Genomic DNA, 17,783 nt, shown 5'->3' on the forward strand with positions numbered 1-17,783 from the left:
GCCCCCTGCCGCTCCCCCTGGCCCGGCCCGTTCCGCCGGGGCAGGATGGGCCGGAGAAGGCGCAACGGCACCGGGGAGGAAACGGCATGCCCGCACCCATCGCAAGGCGGTCGCTGCTCGGCGCCGCCGGCCTCGCCCTGCCCCTGGCGGCCTCGGCGGGCGGCGCGGCCCGTGCGCAGGGCGCGGAGGGCGGCGGCACGGCGGCGGGCACGGCGGCGTCCTGGCCGAACCGGCCGGTGCGCATCGTCGTGCCCTTCCCGCCCGGCGGCAGCAACGACGCGGTGGCACGGCCGCTGGCCGAGAAGCTCCAGGCGCGCTTCGGCCAGCCTTTCGTCATCGAGAACCGGCCCGGCGCCGGCAGCACCATCGGCACGGACTTCGTGGCGAAATCCCCGCCCGACGGCCACACGCTGCTGGTCACCTCCTCCTCCTTCGCCACCTCCGCCGCCGTGCAGCGCACGCCCTACGACGCGGCGCGCGACTTCGACGCGGTGGCGCTGCTCGCCACCGCGCCGCTGCTGCTGGTGGGCGCGCCCGACTTCCCCGCCCATACGGTGCGGGACGTGGTGCGGCTGGCGAAGGAGCGGCCGGGACGGATCAACTACGGCTCCTCCGGCCCGGGCGGCATCAACCATCTCTCGATGGCGCGCTTCTGCCTCGCCACGGGCATCGAGCTGACGCACATCCCCTATCGCGGCATGGGGCCGGCGGCGACCGACCTCGCCGCCGGCAACGTCCAGCTCATCATGACCACGCTGGCCTCGGTGGCCGGCCTCGTGCGCGACGGCCGCATCCGCGCCATCTGCTACACCGACGAGGGCCGCCCCGAGGGCACGCCGGACGCGCCCACCGCGAGGCAGGGCGGCGTCGACTTCGAGGCCAGCCTCTGGTGGGGCCTGCTGGCGCCGCGCGGCCTGCCCGCGCCGGTGCGGCAGGCGCTGAACGCCGCCACCAACGAGGCGCTGACCGATCCGGGGCTCGCGCGCTACCTCGCCGGCGAGGGCGCCGTGCCCGCGCCGCGCCCGGCCGATGCCTGGAACGGGATGCTGCTGGCCGATGTCGCGCGCTGGCGCGAGGTGGCGACGCGCGCCAACATCCGCATCGAGTGACGCCGCGACGGCCGACGCCTCGGCGCTTCCGTGGACCGCTGCCCGTCGGCCCGCCCGGCCGCCGATCGGCAAGCGCCGCGCGCGCAGCCATGCCGGCGGACGCGGCGCGCCGTCACCCGCCCCTTCCGCCGCCCGCAGGGACCGCCATGACCGAACTCGCCCGCAAGTCCTTCGACCCCGAGGCGCGCGGCGCGCTGGAGGGCGTGCGCGTGGTGGATCTCTCGCGCCTCGTCGCCGGCAACATGCTGACCAAGGTGCTGGCCGATCACGGCGCCGAGGTGGTGAAGGTCGAGCCGCCCGAGGGCGATACGCTGCGCGCCTGGAAGGTCGGCGGCGTCGCCACGGCGTGGAAGACCTGGTGCCGCAACAAGAAGAGCATCTGCCTCGACCTGAAGTCGGCCGCCGGGCAGCAGGTGGTGCGTGACCTCGCGCGCGATGCCGCCATGTTCGTCGAGAGCTTCCGCCCCGGCGTGCTGGAGGCGATGGGCCTCGCCCCCGAGACGCTGCTCGCGATCAACCCGCGCCTCGTGATCGTGCGCGTCTCCGGCTGGGGGCAGGACGGGCCGTACCGGCACAAGCCGGGCTTCGGCACGCTGGTCGAGGGCTATTCCGGCTTCGCCGCGGTGAACGGCTTCGCCGACCGCGAGCCGGTGCTGCCGCCCATGTTCATGGGCGACGCCTATGCCGGCCTGTACGGCGCCGCCGCCGCGATGATCGCGCTGCGCGCCGCCGAGGGCGGATACGGGCGCGGCCAGGTGATCGACCTCTCGCTGTTCGAGCCGATGCTCGCCGTGATGGAGCCGCAGGTGGCGAGCTACCGCGTCAGCGGCGTGCGCAAGCCGCGCACCGGCAGCCGCTCCACCAACACCGCGCCGCGCAACGCCTACCGCACCAGCGACGGCGGCTGGGTGTGCCTTTCCGCCTCGACGCAGGGCATGACCGAGAAGCTGTTCCGCTCGATCGGCCGCGCGGAGCTGATCGACGATCCCCGATTCCGCGCCAACCCGGACCGCCTCGCGCATGTCGAGGAGCTGGACGCGATCGTCGGCGGCTTCATCGCGGCGCGGACCCTGGCCGAGACGCTGGAGCACTTCGACCGCGCCGGCGTCACCATCGGCCCGGTCATGGAGGCGGCGGACCTGCTGGAGGACCGCTACGTTGCCGAGCGCGAGGCGCTGGTGGCGGTGCCGGACGCGGAGATGCCCGGCGGCTGGCTGCCCATGCACGGCGCGGTGCCGCGCCTTTCCGGCACGCCGGGCATCCTGGCGCGGCCGGCGCCGGGGCTCGGGGAGCACAACGCGGAGATCCTCGGCGCCGCGCTGGGCGAGGCGGCGCTGGCGCGGCTGCGGGAGGCGGGGGTGGTAAGGGGGGCGTAGGGCCGGGCCGCAGAGAGGGCCTCGCCCTCTCCGCACTCTCCCACCAGGGGCCTTGCCCCTGGACCCCACCAAAGGGCGAAGCCCCTTTGGAAACCCCCCCCCCTGGATTCGAGGCCCGACGGCTGAACCGGCGAGGCCGCGAAACGCCGGCGGAGGTCCAGGAACCTGCGGACGCGGTGCGTCAGCCCCTGGTGGGTATGGTCCGGAGAGGGCAAGGCCTTCCCCGGGCGGGTGGATGCCCAGGGAGGGCAGCGCCCTCCCTGGAAGGATGCCCGGGAGGGCAGCGCCCTCCCTGGAAGGATGCCCGGGAGGGCAGCGCCCCCCCTTGGAAAAGGCCCCGTCGCGAAGGGTCAGACCGCCCCGGCCTCGCGCAGCGCCGCGACTTCCAGGTCGGAGAAGCCGAATTCGCGGAACACCTCCGCCGTGTGCTCGCCGCGCTCCGGCGTCGGCCGGCGCTGCGGCGCGGCGCCGGCGATCTGCATCGGCGGCCGCACCACCGCGATGTCGCCGAGCTTCGGGTGGTGCAGCGGCAGCTCCATCTGCAGGTGCTTCACCTGCTCGTCGGCGAAGACCTGGTCCATGGAGTAGACCGGCCCGCTCGGCACGCCGGCCTTGTTGAGCCGCGCGATCCAGTTGGCGCTGGTGTCGGTCTCCAGGCGCGACTGCAGCAGCGCGTTGGTCTTGGCGCGGTTCTGCGCCCGCAGCTTGTCGTTGGCGAGGTCGGGGTCCTTCGCCTCCTCCTCGATGCCGAGCGTGGCCACGATGCGGTTCCACATCTCCTGCCCGCCGCCGGCGAGGTTCATCAGCCCGTCGCTGGTGCGGAACAGGCCGGTGGGCACGGTGGTCGGGTGGTCGTTGCCGGCCTGGCCCGGCACCTCGTGCCTCATCGTCCAGCGCGTGGCCTGGAAGTCCATCATCGCGATCATCGCTTCGAGCAGGCTGGTGTGGACCCAGCGGCCGACGCCGGTCACCTCGCGCTCCAGCAGCGCCACCAGGATGCCGATCGCGGTGTAGAGGCCGGCGGTGAGGTCGGCGACCGGGATGCCGACGCGCACCGGTCCCTGGCCGGGCAGGCCGGTGACGCTCATCAGCCCGCCCATGCCCTGCGCGATCTGGTCGAAGCCCGGGCGGCGCGCATAGGGGCCGTCCTGCCCGAAGCCGGAGATCGAGCCGAGCACGATGCGCGGGTTGATCGCTTTGAGCGATTCGTAGTCGATGCCGAGCCGGTCCTTCACGTCGGGGCGGTAGTTCTCCACCACCACGTCGGCCTTCTCGACGAGCCGGCGGAAGGCGGCGAGGCCCTCGGGATGCTTCAGGTTCAGCGTGATGCCGCGCTTGTTGCGGTGGACGTGCTGGAAATCCGGCCCGTGCCGCTCGCCACCCAGCCCCTTGCCCGTATCGACCGCCGAGGGCGCCTCGATCTTGATGACGTTCGCCCCCCAGTCGGCGAGCTGGCGCACGCAGGTCGGGCCGGAGCGGACGCGGGTGAGGTCGAGGACGGTGAAGCGGGCGAGCGGGCCTGGGTCGGGCATTTCCGGTTTCCTGTTGTGTGCCCGTCCGTGTGTGGGGGACGGGCATCGTGTGCGCGGCCGGACCGGGGCGGTTGGCCCCGGAGGCGGCGGGGGAGCCGAGAGGCCGGCGATGCCGCCGGCCGATGGGATGGGGTCATCCTATCGTGCCCCGGGCGCCTGAACAGGGAGGCAGGCCGGCTCGGGCGCCGCGCTCGCGGCTGTCCCCTGACCTGCCCCCCTGGCCCGCTACTCTGGCCTGCTACTCTGGCCCGCCCCGCCCGACGCGGCCATCCTGCCGCGCCTGCCTTTGCCGGAGTCCCTCACCGCGTGACCCAGCCCACCGATCCCGCCCTGATGAGCGCCGAGACGCTGCTCGCCCACTACGCCCGCCGCGCCCTGTCGCCGGTCGAGGCGCTGCAGGCGGTGCTGGAGCGGGTGGCGCGCTACAACCCCTGGGTCAACGCCTTCGCCGCGATGAACCCGCGCGCCCTGCAGGCGGCGGGCGAGAGCGAGGCGCGCTGGAGCGCCGGCCGGCCGCTCGGCCCGCTCGACGGCGTGCCGGTGACGGTGCAGGACCTGATCGACCTCGCCGGCTTCCCGACGCGCCGCGGCAGCCGCACCACCCCGACCGCGCCCGCGCGCGAGGACGCGCCGCTGGTGCTGGGGCTGAAGGCGGCCGGGGCGGTGATCCTCGGCAAGACCACCACCACCGAATTCGGCTGGAAGACCCCGGGCGACTGCCCGCTGCACGGCATCACCCGCAACCCGTGGGACCCGCGCCGCACCGCCGGCGGCGCCGCCGCGGGCGCGGCGGCGGCGGGGGCGGCCTGCTTCGGGCCGCTGCATGCCGGCCTCGATGCCGGCGGCTCGCTCCGCATCCCGGCCGCCTTCTGCGGGCTGGTCGGGATGAAGCCGAGCGTCGGGCTGGTGCCGCAATGGCCGCACGGCGCCTTCGCGCCGGTCGCCTGCGCCGGGCCGATGACGCGCTCGGTGCGTGACGCGGCGCTGATGCTGGGCGCCATGGCGCGCCACGACCTGCGCGACCCGCTCTGCCTGCCCGATCGGCCGCGCGACTGGCTTTCCGGCATCGAGGACGGGGTGGCCGGGCTGCGCGTCGCCGTGGTGCGCCGCTTCGGCTTCGAGGCGCCGCTGGACGCGGACGGGGCGGCGGCGCTGGCGGCGGCCGCGCGGCTGCTCGCCGAATCCGGCGCCGAGGTGGAGGAGGCCGATCCCGGCCTGCCGGACATGCACACCCTGTTCGGCCATCTCTGGGGCGCGGCGCTGGCGCGGCTCGTGGCCGGCATCCCGGCGGAGAAGCGCGCCCTGCTGGATGCCGGCCTCGTCGAGCTGGCCGAGCGGCAGGGCGCCATGCGCGCCATCGACTACGTGGCCGCCGAGGCGCTGCGGCTGGAGGCGGCGCACGCCATGGCCCGCTTCCACCAGCGCCACGACCTGGTGCTGACCGCCGCCACCCCGACCGCCGCCTTCGCCGCCGACCAGCCGACCCTCCGCCCCGCCGAGGCGCTGTGGCGCGACTGGGCGCCCTGGACCTTCGCCTTCGGCCTAACCGGCCAGCCCGCCATCGGCGTGCCGGTCGGGCTCGACGACGACGGCATGCCGCGCGCCGTGCAGGTGGCGGCCGCGATCCACCGCGACGACCTCGCCTTCCGCGCCGCGCGGGTGATCGAGCGGGCGGCGGCGCTGCCGCTGGCCGAGCCGCGGAACGCATCGCCACCCGGGCCGGGCTGAACCGGCCGCGGCTGGCGCCGTTCCGGCCCGACAGTATCGGGACGAGACGGCGCCAGCCTTCGATCCGGCGTATTTCCGAGCCGCTGAGCGAGGACGCTCAGCGTGCGAATGCTCTGCGTGCCATCGTCTGGGCCGGCGTTCGGGCCGGCGTTTCGGGCTGGCGTGGCACGGCCGGTTCTGGCATCCAGGGTTCGCATTTTGTTCGGATGCCGGCGATGCCGCGCCGGCCGCGCGGCACTGCCGGCCCGTCGGCATCGCGGATCGGTTCGTGGAGGCCGCATGACCAGGATCGCCCGCTCGGAACACCCGAGGATCCGGCAACTCGTGGACGTCGAGGGCCGCAAGGTGGCCGAGGTGGCGACCCAATTCGGCTGCTCGCCGGCCAACGTCTACGCCATCCTCGCCAGGCAGCGGCGCCTGGACGCGCCGGGGAGCACGGAGCCGGCGGTGGATGCCGGCACGGCGCCGCCGACGCCCGGCCGCGGGCGCGGCGCGCCGGAGCGGGCGAGGGAGGAGGAAGGGGAGGGGACGGACGAGGCCGCGGCCGGCACGGCACCGGACCTCCTGGTCACGGCGCCCGACATGGTACCGCCGGCCCACTCGCCGGCCCGTCCCCCGGCCCACTCCATGCTGCCGCCGCCGACTCCGGCCGGTCACGCGGCGCCCGCGCCCGAGGCGCCGCCGATCGCCGACCTGTTCGCGGCCCCGGCCGCCGAGCCGCGCCCCGCCCCGGCCGCCGACCCTGCCACCGACCGCACCACCGATCGCACCACCGATCGCACCATTGGCCGCCCCGTCCCTGCCACCGCGCCCGCACCTCTCCGCGCACCCGCCGCCCCGAAGGCGCCGCCCGCCGGCCGTGCCGCCCGCGAGGCGGCCGCGCCGCCGCGTGGCGGCTCGGCGGCCGGCGGCCTCAGGGCCGCCTTCGCGCTGGTGATGCGCAGCCCGGAGGGCGACGAGTCCACCGCCCGCTTCCGCTCGCTCGACGAGCTTCTCGCCGCCAGCCGGCCCTTCCTGCGCGCCGCCGCCCGCAGCGCCGAGCCGGTCTGGTTCTCCATCCAGCCCTGCGACCCCGCCGAGCCGGACGACGACGGCTTCTGAGCCGGGCCCCGGCGCCGAGGGGCCGGGGCGCGGCACGGCAGGTTAGGGCAGGGCGGCGGCCCCGGCCGGCGCCCTGCCCGCCGGAAGCGCCCGCCGGCCGGCGGATGGACGCGCCGGCCGTCGCCATGGCAGCCTCCCCGACATGGCGACGCATTCCGAACCCACCCCGCGCGGCACCATCCCCCCGGCCATCCCGCGCGTCGCGCTGGTGACCGGCGCCGCGCGCCGGGTCGGGCGCGCCATCGCGCTCGCCCTGGCCGATGCCGGCTTCGACATCGCCCTGCACCACGCCCATTCCGTCGCCGAGGCGGAGGACACCGCCGCCGCCATCCGCGACCGCGGTCGCCGCGCCATGCTGCTGCGCGCCGACCTCGCCCGCGAGGCGGAGGTGGCGCCGCTGCTGCCGCTGGCCGCGCGCGGCCTCGGCCCGGTCGGGGTGCTGGTCAACAACGCCAGCACCTTCGAGCGCGACGAGTGGCAGGACGCGACGCGCGAGAGCTGGGACCGGCACATCGAGCCCAACCTGCGTGCCCCCTTCGTGCTGACCCAGGAATTCGCGCGCGCCCTGCCCGAGGGCGCCGAGGGCTGCGTCGTCAACCTGATCGACCAGCGCGTCTGGTCGCTGACGCCGCACTTCCTCTCCTACACCGTCTCCAAGGCGGCGCTCTGGGCGCTGACGCAGCAATTCGCCCTGGCCCTGGCGCCGCGCATCCGGGTCAACGGCATCGGTCCCGGCCCCGCCCTGCCCAGCCTGCGCCAGTCGGCGGAACAGTTCGCCCAGCAATGCGCCACCACCCCGCTGGCGCGCGGCACCTCGCCCGACGAGATCGCCCGCGCCGTGCTGGCCATCCTCTCCCTGCCGGCGATGACCGGGCAGATGATCGCGCTCGACGGCGGCCAGCACCTGCAATGGTCGCCCACGCGCCGCGCCGCGCCCGACGGCGCGGTGGCGGAATAGCGCGCGTGCCGGCGCGCCCCGCCGCGGGCCTGCCCAGGCCCCCGTCCCGGCGGCCCGCGCCGGGGGGCGCCGCGTGAGCTACGCCCCGGATGCCGATCGCGGCCTGCGACTCGTCTTCGTGCGCGGGCTGGAGGTGCAGGCGCGCCTCGGGATCTACGCGCGCGAGAAGGCGATGCCGCAGCGCGTGGTGATCGGCATCGAGCTGGCCGTGCAGGACGCGGAGGCGCCCGACCGGGTCGGCGAGGACGACTTCGCCCGCGTGGTGGATTACGAGCGCCTGGTGCGCGGCGTGCGCGCCACGGCGGCGGCCGGGCACGTGCTGCTGGTGGAGACGCTGGCCGAGCGCATCGCCGCCGCCGCCCTGGCCGATCCGCGCGTGGTGCGGGCGCGTGTCAGCGTCGAGAAGCCGGATGCCTTCCCCGACGTCGCGGCGGTCGGGGTGGTGGTGGAGCGGCGGCGGGCCTGACCGGCCCCCGGCCTCTCCGCCCTGGTCCGCCGCCGTGCGGAGCGGCGACGGTGCCGTCGTGCAGGATCCGCCTCGCACCCGTCTTCCCGCCTTCGCCGCGCGGGACTCTCCACGGTTTTTCCACCGGCCCGATCATGGCGCGGCCGAGGACGCAGGCCGCGCGCAAACCATTGAGAACTGTAGAGGGTTACAAGCAAAGCCAAAGATATCAATGGGTTGGCTCTGTGCCCAATTTGTGGTCATCTTAGTGTAACTGGCGCTTCACCGCCATTTCCCGGCAGTTCCCACCCGTTGCTCCACAGGGTTTTCCACAGCGTCGGTGGACAAGCCGGTGTCTTGGAGACGGCGGCCTCGCATCGCATATCCCGACCCCATGCCAGAACCGGAATCCCCTGCCGACAGCGACCTGACCGGAGAAGTCGTGGACCGGGAGGCGGCCGGACCGGACCCCGGCGACGCCGCCGGTGACATCCCCCGCGGCATCCCCCGCGGTATCCCCCGTGGCATCCCCGGTGACGCCCCTGGCGCCGTACCCGGTGGCGCCCCGGCGTCCGGCCCGGCCGATCCCGCCATTCCTCCACCCGCCGACGCGCCCGCCCTGCTGGAAGGGGTGCGGGTGATCGAGCATGCCCTGGCCACCATGCCGCTCTCGCCCGGCGTGTACCGGATGCTGGATGCGGAGGGGCAGGCGCTCTACGTCGGCAAGGCGCGCTCGCTGCGCCGGCGGGTCTACGCCTACACCCAGATCGCCCGCCTGCCCGAGCGGCTGCGGCGCATGGTGCACGAGACGCGCCAGCTCGAGATCGTCACCACGGCCAGCGAGGCCGAGGCGCTGCTGCTCGAGGCCAACCTCATCAAGCGGCTGCGGCCGCGCTACAACATCGTCCTGCGCGACGACAAGTCGTACCCGTGGCTGGTGCTGGGCGAGGAGCATCCCTACCCGCAGATCGGCAAGCATCGCGGCGAGCGGAAGAAGGGCGCCAGCTACTGGGGCCCCTTCGCCTCGGCCTGGGCGGTGAACCAGACGCTGACGGCGCTCCAGCGCGTCTTCCTGCTCCGCTCCTGCCGCGACAGCGTGTTCAGCAGCCGCGACCGGCCCTGCCTGCTCTATCAGATCCGCCGCTGCTCGGCCCCCTGCGTCGGCCGCATCAGCCAGGAGGGCTATGCCGAGCTGGTGCGCGAGGCCAAGGAATTCCTCTCCGGCGGCACGCCCTCGATCCAGAAGCGCCTGGCGCGCGAGATGGAGGAGGCGGCCGAGGCGCTGGAATTCGAGCGCGCCGCCGCGATCCGCGACCGCATCCGCGGCCTGACCCACGTCCAGGGCCGCGACCGCATCAACATGGAGGGTGTGGGCAATGCCGACGTGGTGGCGCTGCACCAGCTCGCCGGCCAGTCCTGCGTGCAGGTCTTCTTCTTCCGCGGCGGCCGCAACAACGGCAACCGGGCCTTCTTCCCGAGCCATGCCAAGGCCGACATGCCGCCCGAGGAGGTGCTCTCCGCCTTCCTCGCCCAGCTCTACGACGACCTGCCGCCGCCGCCGCTGGTGCTGGTGAACCACGAGCTGCCCGAGGCCGCGCTGATCGCCGAGGCGCTGACGCTCAAGGCCGGCCGCAAGGTGGAGGTGCACCGCCCGCAGCGCGGCGACAAGCGCGCCGCGCTGGAGCACGCCGAGACCAATGCCCGCGAGGCGCTGGAGCGCAAGCTGGCGGAGGGCACGGCGCAGACCCGGCTGCTGGAGGGCGTCGCGCAGCTCTTCGACCTGCCCGGCACGCCCGAGCGGATCGAGGTCTACGACAACAGCCACATCCAGGGCGCCAACCCCTACGGCGTGATGGTGGTGGGCGGCCCCGCCGGCTTCATGAAGCAGGCCTACCGCAAATTCTCGATCAGGGGCGAGGGTCGGAAGCCTGGCGACCCCGCGCCGCAGGCGGACGGCATCTCCACGCCACGCGGTGGCCCCGCCTCCGCGCCGCGAGGCGGTCCCACCTCCGCGCCGCGAGGCGGCCCCATCTCCGCGCCGCGAGGCGGCCCCATCTCCGCGCCGCGAGGCGGCGACGACTTCGCCATGATGCGCGAGGTGTTCGAGCGGCGCTTCGGCCGCGCGCTGAAGGAGGACCCGGAGCGCGAGAGCGGCACCTGGCCCGACCTCGTGCTGATCGACGGCGGCGCCGGCCAGCTCTCCGCCGCGCGCGAGGTGCTGGCCGAGCTGGGCGTGGACGACATCCCGCTCGTCGCCGTCGCCAAGGGGCCGGACCGCGACGCCGGCCGCGAATGGTTCCACCGCACCGGCCTGCCGCCGATCCAGCTCCCGCCGCGCGACCCGGTGCTCTACTACCTGCAACGGCTGCGCGACGAGGCGCACCGCTTCGCCATCACCACCCACCGCGCGGGCCGGTCGAAGGCGTTGACGAAGAGCGAGCTGGACGACATCCCGGGCGTCGGCAGCGCCATCAAGCGCCGCCTGCTGAACCATTTCGGCTCGGCGCGCGGCGTGCGCAACGCGGGGCTGGAGGATCTCGGCAACTGCCCGGGTATCGGCCCCGGCATGGCGAGGCGCATCCACGAGCACTTCCACCCCGGCAACGCGGGCTGAACCGGGCCTCTCCGACCCGTGTCGGCGTTTTGCGAGGCGCCTTCGGCACCAACCGGGGCACGCGACGTTGCTGCGGGCGATGAATGGCACGTCCGTCGGTCGGCACCGGGCCGGTCGGCACCGTGGCGGTTACGCAAGCGAGGAGGCAATGCAGGGCGTCACCGCACCCCGTCGCAGGATGCGACCCGACCTGGCCCGAGAGGCGGCAGGAATGGCGGCCCGGGAGACGGCCGGAAGGCCCGGACGGGCCGCCGGATGAGCGTCGCAGGACCACCCCTCGCCCCGTCCCCCGCCGGCGTGCCGCCGGTCTTCCCGGCCGGCGGCGGCCGGATGGGCGCGCTGATCCGCGGCTTCGACTGGTCCGCCACCGGACTCGGCGTCTGCGAGGACTGGCCGCCCTGCCTGCGCACGGCGCTGCACATGGTGCTGCACGCCACGGCGCCGATGGCCCTGTTCTGGGGGCCGGACGGCGTCCTGCTCTACAACGACGGCTACGCCGAGGTGGCCGGCATCCGGCATCCGGGCATGCTCGGCCTGCCCGTCTGCGAAGGCTGGCCGGAAACCGCCGCGATCAGCCGCCGCGTCATCGAGGCCGGGATGGACGGCCGCCCCCTGCGGCTGCGCAACGAGCGGCTGGTGGTGCGCCGCGACGACGGCTCGCGCGAGGTCTGGCTGAACCTCGCCTACAGCCCCGTGCTGGACGAGTCGCACCGCCCGGCCGGGGTGCTCGCCGTGGTGGAGGAGACGACGCGCCAGGTGCTGGCCGAGCGCCAGCGCCTGCTGACCGAGGCGGCGCTGCGCGACGCCACCGCCCGGCTGCAGGCCGCCTTCGACGCGGAGACGGTGATCGGCACCTGGATCTGGGAGATCCCGGAGAACCGCGTCACCGCCGATGCCCGCTTCGCCCGCAGCTTCTCGCTCGATCCGGAGACGGTGACGCGGGGCATGCCGATCGAGGCCTTCACCGCCGCGATCCACCCCGACGACCGCGCCGGGGTGCAGGCCCGGATCGCCCGGGTGCTGCGCGAGGGCGGCCCGTACCGCGCCGAGTACCGGCTGCGCCGGTCCGGCGACGACTGGCTCTGGGTCGAGGCCAGCGGCCATTGCGAGCTGGATGCGCAGGGCAGGCCCGACCGCTTCCCGGGCGTGCTGATCGACGTCAGCGCGCGCCGCGGCGCCGAGGCGGCGCTGCGGGAGAGCGAGCGGCGCTTCCGGCTGATGGCCGACAGCGCCCCGGCCCTGATCTGGGCCACCGACCCGCGCGGCCGCCTCATCTTCGCCAACCGCCGCCACGAGACCGTGTTCGGCCTGCCGACCGAGGCGATGCTGAACGAGGGCTGGCGCCGCGTGATGCACGAGGAGGACACGGCGCCCTTCCTGGAAGGGCTGGCGGCCGCGGCCGCGTCGCGCGCCCCGTTCCGGTCGGAGCTGCGGGTGCGCGACCGGCACGGCGCGCTGCGCTGGATGTGCTGCGAGGCGGCGCCGCGCCTCGACGGCGCGGGCAATTTCGCCGGCTACACCGGCGTCGGCATCGACGTCACCGAGGCGCGCCTGGCCGCCGAGGCGCTGGAGGACAAGGTGCGCGAACGCACCGGCGCGCTGCAGGCCGCCGAGGAGACGCTGCGCCAGGCGCAGAAGATGGAGGCGGTGGGCCAGCTCACCGGCGGCATCGCGCACGACTTCAACAACCTGCTGACCGGCATCGGCGGCAGCCTGGAGCGCATGCGGGCCCGCCTCGCGCAAGGGCGGACCGAAGACCTGCCGCGCTACATCGCGGCGGCGCAGGCGGCGACGGAGCGCGCCGCCTCGCTGACCCATCGCCTGCTCGCCTTCGCCCGCCGCCAGACCCTGGACCCCCGCCCCACCGACGTGAACCGGCTGGTCGCCGGCATGGAGGAGCTGATCCGGCGCAGCGTGGGGCCCGCCGTCACGGTCGAGGTGGCGGCGGCCGGGGATCTCTGGCCCGCGCTGTGCGACGCGAACCAGCTCGAGAACGCGCTGCTCAACCTCGCCGTCAACGCCCGCGACGCGATGCCGGAGGGCGGCCGGCTGACGATCGGGACGGCGAACCTGTGCCTCGACAGCCCGGCCGAGGCGGCGCGGCGCGACATGGCGCCGGGCTGCTACGTCGTCCTCTGCGTCTCCGACAGCGGCACGGGCATGACGCCCGAGGTGGCCGCGCGCGCCTTCGACCCCTTCTTCACCACCAAGCCGCTGGGCCTCGGCACCGGCCTCGGCCTGTCCATGATCTACGGCTTCGCGCGCCAGAGCGGCGGGCAGGTGCGGCTCTGCTCCGAGCCGGGCCGGGGCACCACGGTGCGCCTCTACCTGCCGCGCCACACGGGCGAGGCGGTGGCGGCGGAGGCGCCCCCGGAGGACGCGCCGGCGGCGGGTGGCGGCGAGACCGTGCTGGTGGTGGACGACGAGGCCATGGTGCGGACGCTGCTGGTCGAGGCGCTGCGCGAGCACGGCTACGTCGTGCTGGAGGCGGGGGACGCCGCGTCGGGGCTGCGCCTCCTGCGGTCCGGAACGCCGGTCGACCTGCTGGTGACCGATGTCGGCCTGCCCGGCGGCATGAACGGCCGCCAGTTCGCGGATGCCGCCCGCGTGTCGCGCGCCGGGCTGCGCGTCCTGTTCGTCACCGGCTACGCGGAGAAGGCGGCGATCGGCAACGACCCGCTGGGGCCGGGGATGCAGGTCATGACCAAGCCCTTCGCGCTGGCCACGCTGATCGGCCGCATCCGGCAGATGCTGCGGGCGTGACCGGCACGGCCGCGCGCCCCGCTCCGGGCCCGGCCGGAGCGCCCGGCGCCGCCCCGGGCGAGGCGGCGCGGATCAGCCGGGCACGAGCGCGTCGCTGCGCACGCGCTGCACGCCGAGCGCCGCGAGCCTCGCCCAGGCAGCCGTCAGCGTGTCGCCGCCATCCGGCAGCGGCAGCGCGATGGCGCGGCAGGCATCCTCCACCACCGTCACCGCGTAGCCGAGCCGCGCCGCGTCCTCGGCCGAGTAGGCGACGCAGAAATCCGTGGCGAGGCCGGCCAGGAACAGGCGGCGGGCGCCGCGCTCGCGCAGGTAGCCGTCGAGGCCGGTCGGCGTGCGCCGGTCGTTCTCGAAGAAGGCCGAGTAGCTGTCGATCGGCCGGCGGAAGCCCTTGCGTATCACCGCCTCGATGCGGGCCTGGTCGAGCCCGGCATGCAGGGCGGCGCCGGCGCCGCCCTGCACGCAATGGTCGGGCCAGAGGGTCTGCGCGCCGTAGGGCAGCGCCACCGACTCGTAGGGCGCTCTGCCGGGATGCTGGCTGGCAAAGGAAAGATGGTCGGCCGGGTGCCAGTCCTGCGTCGCGAAGGCGTGCCGGAACGGGCCCGACAGCAGCCGGCCGATCACCGGCAGGACGGCATCGCCGTCGGCGACGGGCAACGCGCCGCCCGGCATGAAGTCCGGCTGCACGTCGATCACGCCGAGAAGATCGCTGTCCGGATCTAACGGGATTCGATTCATGGCGCCGTCCTCGTTGCCGCGCCGAGACATCCGCGGCGCTCCTGCTGGCGGCGACGTGATCGCCCAAGACATCTAGCAGGCCGGGCGGTCGGCCTGTAAAGCGTTGTCGTCGCCTTGAAGGCCGCGCACGCTCGCGCGGCGTGAAGGCTGAATCAGGGGATTTCGGGGTTCATGTCGAAGGCCTTCATCTCGCAGATCATTCAGGAATCCACCGACTGCACCGGCGTCACCGCCAACCAGGCCGCCGGCGACCTGATCGCGGCGATCGTCAAGGAACTCAAGACCACCGGCGGCTTCACCCTGCCGAGCTTCGGCACCTTCACCGTGCGCAAGACCAAGGCGCGCAAGGCGCTCAACCCGCGCACCGGCGAGCCGGTGAAGGTCAAGGCGGGCAAGACCGTCCGCTTCAAGGCCTCGCCGAACCTGAAGAAGGCGGTCTGAGAGCAGGCGGTCTGAAGGAAAGCGGTCTGCGCCCCGGGCCGGAACGGGCCGCCGCGCCGGCACGGGCGCCCTAGAACAGCCCCGGCCAGCGCCTGGTCCGCTGCCGTTCCTGCTCGGCGTTCAACGTCGCCGGCCCGTCCGCGACGCCGCGATAGGCGGGCGTCGCGTAGGGCGGCACCCGCCAGCAGTCCACCGAGCCCAGGCTGCGCGTGCAGAAGGGCGGCGGCGCCGGCGGCGGCTCCGGCGGGCGGCAATAGCTTTCGCCGCGGTCCAGCCGCACCACCGAGCAGTCCCGTCCGCTGATGCCGGACACCACGAGGTCCCCGACGGCGTGGCCGGTGATGGCGACCGAGGCGACCTCCACCGCGCCGTAGCCGATCAGGGCCGCGCCGTCGCACCCTGCCAGCGCCAGCAGCAGCAGGCTGGCCAGGCCCAGCCGGCGACAGCCGGCCAGAAGGTCCAGCCGGCGGCAGCCGACCGGAAGGTCCAGCCGGCGGCAGCCGACCGGAAGGTCCAGCCGGCGGCAGCCGGCCAGGAGGATCGGACGGCGGCCGCCCCGCCGCCCGCGCGCCGGGTCGCCGGGCCGGGCCGGGTCGTTCCGGCGGGGCGGGGGGCTGGAAGCATTCTCGGCGTGGCGCATCCGCCACAGCATGGCCGCGCGGACTTAACGCCCCGACAAGGCGAGGCTATGGTCCGCCGCTTTTTTCGGGGGACGGGCCGTTGGCCGACATCTTCGACGAGGTCGAGGAGGATCTGCGCGCCGAGCGCGCGAAGCGCATTCTGCGCCGCTACGGCTGGGCGGTGCTGGCGCTGCTCCTGCTGGTCCTGGCCGGCCTGGCCGGCTGGCAGGTCTGGCAGGGCCGGCGGACGCAGGGTGCCGAGGCGGGCGCGGAGGCCTTCCTGGCCGCCACGCGCGAGACCGAGGCGCAGGGTGCCGATCTGCGCGCCGCGGCCGACCGCTTCGCCACCCTGGCCGGCACCGCGACGGAAGGCTACCGCATCCTCGCCGGCCTGCGCGCCGCGGCGCTGAAGGACGAGACCGGCCAGCACGAGGCGGCGCTGGCGCTCTACGAACGCCTCGCCGGCGATGCCGACGCCGATCCGCTCTACCGCGAGCTGGCGAGCCTGATGTGGGTGGTGCACAGCCTGGACACGGGCGATCCGGCGGCGCTGGAAGCGCGCCTCGCGCCGCTGACCCGTGCCGACGGGCCCTGGCGCGCCTCGGCGCAGGAGGCCGCGGCGCTGGTCGCGATCCGCCGCGGCGACACGGCGTCGGCGCGGCGCACGCTGCAGGCGCTGTCGGGGGATGTCACGGCGCCGGCGGGTGTGCGAGACCGCGCCGGCAAGCTGCTGTCCGGACTCGAGGGGGGCTGATGCCGATGCGCTGGATCCGGGCGGAAGCCCCAACGGATGCCCCGACCGACGCGCCGGCGGGCACCGCCCCGTTGGGTTCCCTGGCGGGCCCCCGGCCGGGTGCTCCCGCGGCGGGTGCCCGGCCGGGCGCCGGGGGCATCGCGCGCCGCGCGGCGCTGCTGGGGGGCGCGACGGGCCTGCTCGGCGGCTGCGAGCTGTTCGATTCGGTGTTCGGCAGCAGCAAGACGCCGCTGCCCGGCGACCGCCAGGCGGTGCTGACCGGCGGGCGCGGCATCAGCATCGACGCCGCCGCCGCCCGCGCGCCCTTCAGCCTGCCGCCGCCCGAGGCGCGCCAGGACTGGCCTCAGGCCGGCGGCGGGCCGGGCCATGCGGGCGGCCACCCGGCCCTGGGGCCGATCTCCGGCATCGCCTGGCGCACCGACATCGGCACCGGCTCCGCCTATCGCCGCCGGCTGACCGCGCCGCCGATCGTCGCGGCCGGCACCGTCTTCGCCATGGACACCTACGGCGTGATCTCCGCCCTCGATGCCGGCAACGGCGCCCGCCGCTGGCGCGTGGACACGCGGCCGGACGAGGACGACGACGGCGCGCTCGGCGGCGGCCTCGCCTGGGATTCGGGCGTGCTCTACGCCGTGACCGGCATGGCCGAGGCGATGGCGATGGATCCGGCCGATGGCCGCGTGCGCTGGCGGGTGCCGCTCGGCGCCCCGGCGCGCGGCGCGCCCACCGTGGCCGGCGGCAGGCTCTACGTCCCCACCGTGGACGGCAAGCTGCACTCGCTCTCCGTGACCGACGGGCAGCGCGGCTGGGGTCACGAATCGCTGACGGTGCCCATCGCGCCGCTCGGCCTGCCCGCGCCGGCGGTGGAGGGCGACACGGTGGTAGCCGGCTTCCCCTCGGGCGAGCTGATCGGGCTGCGCGTCGCCGACGGCCGCGTCTCCTGGTCCGAGGCCCTGTCGCTGCGCGGGCGGGAGAGCATCGCCGAGGTGCCGGGCATCCGCGCCTGGCCGGTGGCCGATCGCGGCCGCGCCTATGCCATCGGCGAGGGCGGGCTGACCATCGCCATCGACATCCGCTCCGGCCGCCGCCTCTGGGAGCGCGAGCTGGGCGGCACCGAGCCGGTCTGGGTGGCGGGCGACTGGGTGTTCGCCATCGGCCGCGACGCGCAGCTCGCCGCCTTCGCGCGCGACGATGGCGGGGTGCGCTGGATCACCCAGCTCCGCGCCTTCGAGGATGTCGAGCGCAAGCGCGACCCGATCGCCTGGTCCGGTCCGGTGCTGGCCGGGGGGCGGCTGATCCTGACCAACGCCCGTGGCGACATCGCGCAGGTGAACCCGCAGGACGGCACGCTGCTGGAGGGCGACACCCGCACCGTGCCCGGTGGCGCGCTGCTGCCCGGCGCCGTGGCCGGCGACACGCTGTACCTGGTGACCGAGAACGGCGCGGTGGTGGCGCTGCGGTAGGGAGCGGGGACGGGGCGCCCCGGGCGGGGCGCCGCACCGGCGGAAACCCCGCGAGGCGCCGATCCGGGGCTGGCCCGGACCGGCACGCCCTGGCGCCGGGCGGCATGGCGTTCCGCCGCAGCGCACCCATCGGGGCCGGCGGAC

General features: G+C 75.2%; 14 protein-coding genes. 11 read left to right on the plus strand and 3 right to left on the minus strand.

Translation table 11 applies throughout. From position 1 onward, the window contains the following. Nucleotides 1–86 precede the first annotated feature (86 nt). Together M0638_RS10110 and M0638_RS10115 are read left to right on the plus strand one after the other, a co-directional pair. On the plus strand, nt 87–1,109 hold the full coding sequence (locus M0638_RS10110; RefSeq protein ID WP_248666858.1) for a Bug family tripartite tricarboxylate transporter substrate binding protein: 1,023 nt from the start codon (nt 87–89) through the stop codon (nt 1,107–1,109). Between the two features lie 146 nt (nt 1,110–1,255). Further along, complete coding sequence (locus tag M0638_RS10115; RefSeq protein WP_248666859.1) at nt 1,256–2,485, plus strand: CaiB/BaiF CoA transferase family protein; 1,230 nt, start codon at nt 1,256–1,258, stop codon at nt 2,483–2,485. A 350-nt stretch (nt 2,486–2,835) separates the two neighbouring features. On the opposite strand, the gene M0638_RS10120 is transcribed toward M0638_RS10115, so the two are convergent. After that, nucleotides 2,836–4,017, minus strand: coding sequence for a CaiB/BaiF CoA transferase family protein (locus M0638_RS10120; RefSeq protein ID WP_248666860.1), 1,182 nt, complete (start codon nt 4,015–4,017; stop codon nt 2,836–2,838). A 306-nt stretch (nt 4,018–4,323) separates the two neighbouring features. Here M0638_RS10120 and M0638_RS10125 point away from each other — a divergent pair, with 306 nt between their 5' ends. From M0638_RS10125 to M0638_RS10150, 6 genes are all read left to right on the plus strand, one after another. Further along, nucleotides 4,324–5,745: an amidase family protein gene (locus M0638_RS10125; RefSeq protein ID WP_248666861.1), complete on the plus strand. Its 1,422-nt coding sequence runs from the start codon at nt 4,324–4,326 to the stop codon at nt 5,743–5,745. Nucleotides 5,746–6,024: 279 nt separating this feature from the next. Continuing rightward, complete coding sequence (locus tag M0638_RS10130; protein WP_248666862.1) at nt 6,025–6,846, plus strand: hypothetical protein; 822 nt, start codon at nt 6,025–6,027, stop codon at nt 6,844–6,846. A gap of 142 nt (nt 6,847–6,988) precedes the next feature. Continuing rightward, complete coding sequence (locus M0638_RS10135; RefSeq protein WP_248666863.1) at nt 6,989–7,804, plus strand: SDR family oxidoreductase; 816 nt, start codon at nt 6,989–6,991, stop codon at nt 7,802–7,804. A 73-nt stretch (nt 7,805–7,877) separates the two neighbouring features. Further along, nucleotides 7,878–8,270 (plus strand): dihydroneopterin aldolase, encoded by a 393-nt coding sequence (gene folB, locus M0638_RS10140; protein WP_248666864.1) that lies wholly within the window; start codon nt 7,878–7,880, stop codon nt 8,268–8,270. A gap of 616 nt (nt 8,271–8,886) precedes the next feature. Continuing rightward, the gene (uvrC, locus tag M0638_RS10145; RefSeq protein WP_345893017.1) at nt 8,887–10,863 is read left to right on the plus strand and encodes an excinuclease ABC subunit UvrC; all 1,977 of its coding nucleotides are present in this window, start codon (nt 8,887–8,889) and stop codon (nt 10,861–10,863) included. A gap of 255 nt (nt 10,864–11,118) precedes the next feature. Beyond that, nucleotides 11,119–13,626: a hybrid sensor histidine kinase/response regulator gene (locus M0638_RS10150; RefSeq protein WP_248666865.1), complete on the plus strand. Its 2,508-nt coding sequence runs from the start codon at nt 11,119–11,121 to the stop codon at nt 13,624–13,626. Nucleotides 13,627–13,698: 72 nt separating this feature from the next. Here M0638_RS10150 and pncA read toward each other — a convergent pair whose 3' ends face one another. Continuing rightward, nucleotides 13,699–14,361: a bifunctional nicotinamidase/pyrazinamidase gene (gene pncA, locus M0638_RS10155; protein WP_248666866.1), complete on the minus strand. Its 663-nt coding sequence runs from the start codon at nt 14,359–14,361 to the stop codon at nt 13,699–13,701. Nucleotides 14,362–14,532: 171 nt separating this feature from the next. Between pncA and M0638_RS10160 the strand changes: the two genes are divergently transcribed. Then, entirely contained in the window at nt 14,533–14,802 is a 270-nt protein-coding gene (locus M0638_RS10160; protein ID WP_248666867.1) for an HU family DNA-binding protein, read from the plus strand. Between the two features lie 70 nt (nt 14,803–14,872). Here M0638_RS10160 and M0638_RS10165 read toward each other — a convergent pair whose 3' ends face one another. Then, nucleotides 14,873–15,442: a hypothetical protein gene (locus M0638_RS10165; protein ID WP_248666868.1), complete on the minus strand. Its 570-nt coding sequence runs from the start codon at nt 15,440–15,442 to the stop codon at nt 14,873–14,875. Between the two features lie 80 nt (nt 15,443–15,522). Between M0638_RS10165 and M0638_RS10170 the strand changes: the two genes are divergently transcribed. Then, a complete protein-coding gene (locus tag M0638_RS10170; protein ID WP_248666869.1) occupies nt 15,523–16,176 on the plus strand; it encodes a tetratricopeptide repeat protein in 654 nt (217 codons plus the stop codon). Continuing rightward, the gene (locus tag M0638_RS10175; protein ID WP_248666870.1) at nt 16,176–17,639 is read left to right on the plus strand and encodes an outer membrane protein assembly factor BamB family protein; all 1,464 of its coding nucleotides are present in this window, start codon (nt 16,176–16,178) and stop codon (nt 17,637–17,639) included. Before M0638_RS10170 ends, M0638_RS10175 begins: the two co-directional genes overlap by 1 nt. Nucleotides 17,640–17,783 lie beyond the last annotated feature (144 nt).

This window comes from Roseomonas acroporae, from assembly GCF_023223525.1.
Taxonomy (GTDB): Bacteria; Pseudomonadota; Alphaproteobacteria; order Acetobacterales; family Acetobacteraceae; genus Roseomonas_E; species Roseomonas_E acroporae.

Coding starts and splice junctions, on each gene's coding strand:
- M0638_RS10150 (WP_248666865.1), top strand. CDS start 11,119: ATGAGCGTCGCAGGACCACCCCTCGCCCCGTCCCCCGCCGGCGTGCCG.
- M0638_RS10110 (WP_248666858.1), top strand. CDS start 87: ATGCCCGCACCCATCGCAAGGCGGTCGCTGCTCGGCGCCGCCGGCCTC.
- M0638_RS10135 (WP_248666863.1), top strand. CDS start 6,989: ATGGCGACGCATTCCGAACCCACCCCGCGCGGCACCATCCCCCCGGCC.
- M0638_RS10175 (WP_248666870.1), top strand. CDS start 16,176: ATGCCGATGCGCTGGATCCGGGCGGAAGCCCCAACGGATGCCCCGACC.
- M0638_RS10160 (WP_248666867.1), top strand. CDS start 14,533: ATGTCGAAGGCCTTCATCTCGCAGATCATTCAGGAATCCACCGACTGC.
- M0638_RS10115 (WP_248666859.1), top strand. CDS start 1,256: ATGACCGAACTCGCCCGCAAGTCCTTCGACCCCGAGGCGCGCGGCGCG.
- M0638_RS10165 (WP_248666868.1), bottom strand. CDS start 15,442: ATGCGCCACGCCGAGAATGCTTCCAGCCCCCCGCCCCGCCGGAACGAC.
- M0638_RS10130 (WP_248666862.1), top strand. CDS start 6,025: ATGACCAGGATCGCCCGCTCGGAACACCCGAGGATCCGGCAACTCGTG.
- M0638_RS10120 (WP_248666860.1), bottom strand. CDS start 4,017: ATGCCCGACCCAGGCCCGCTCGCCCGCTTCACCGTCCTCGACCTCACC.
- pncA (WP_248666866.1), bottom strand. CDS start 14,361: ATGAATCGAATCCCGTTAGATCCGGACAGCGATCTTCTCGGCGTGATC.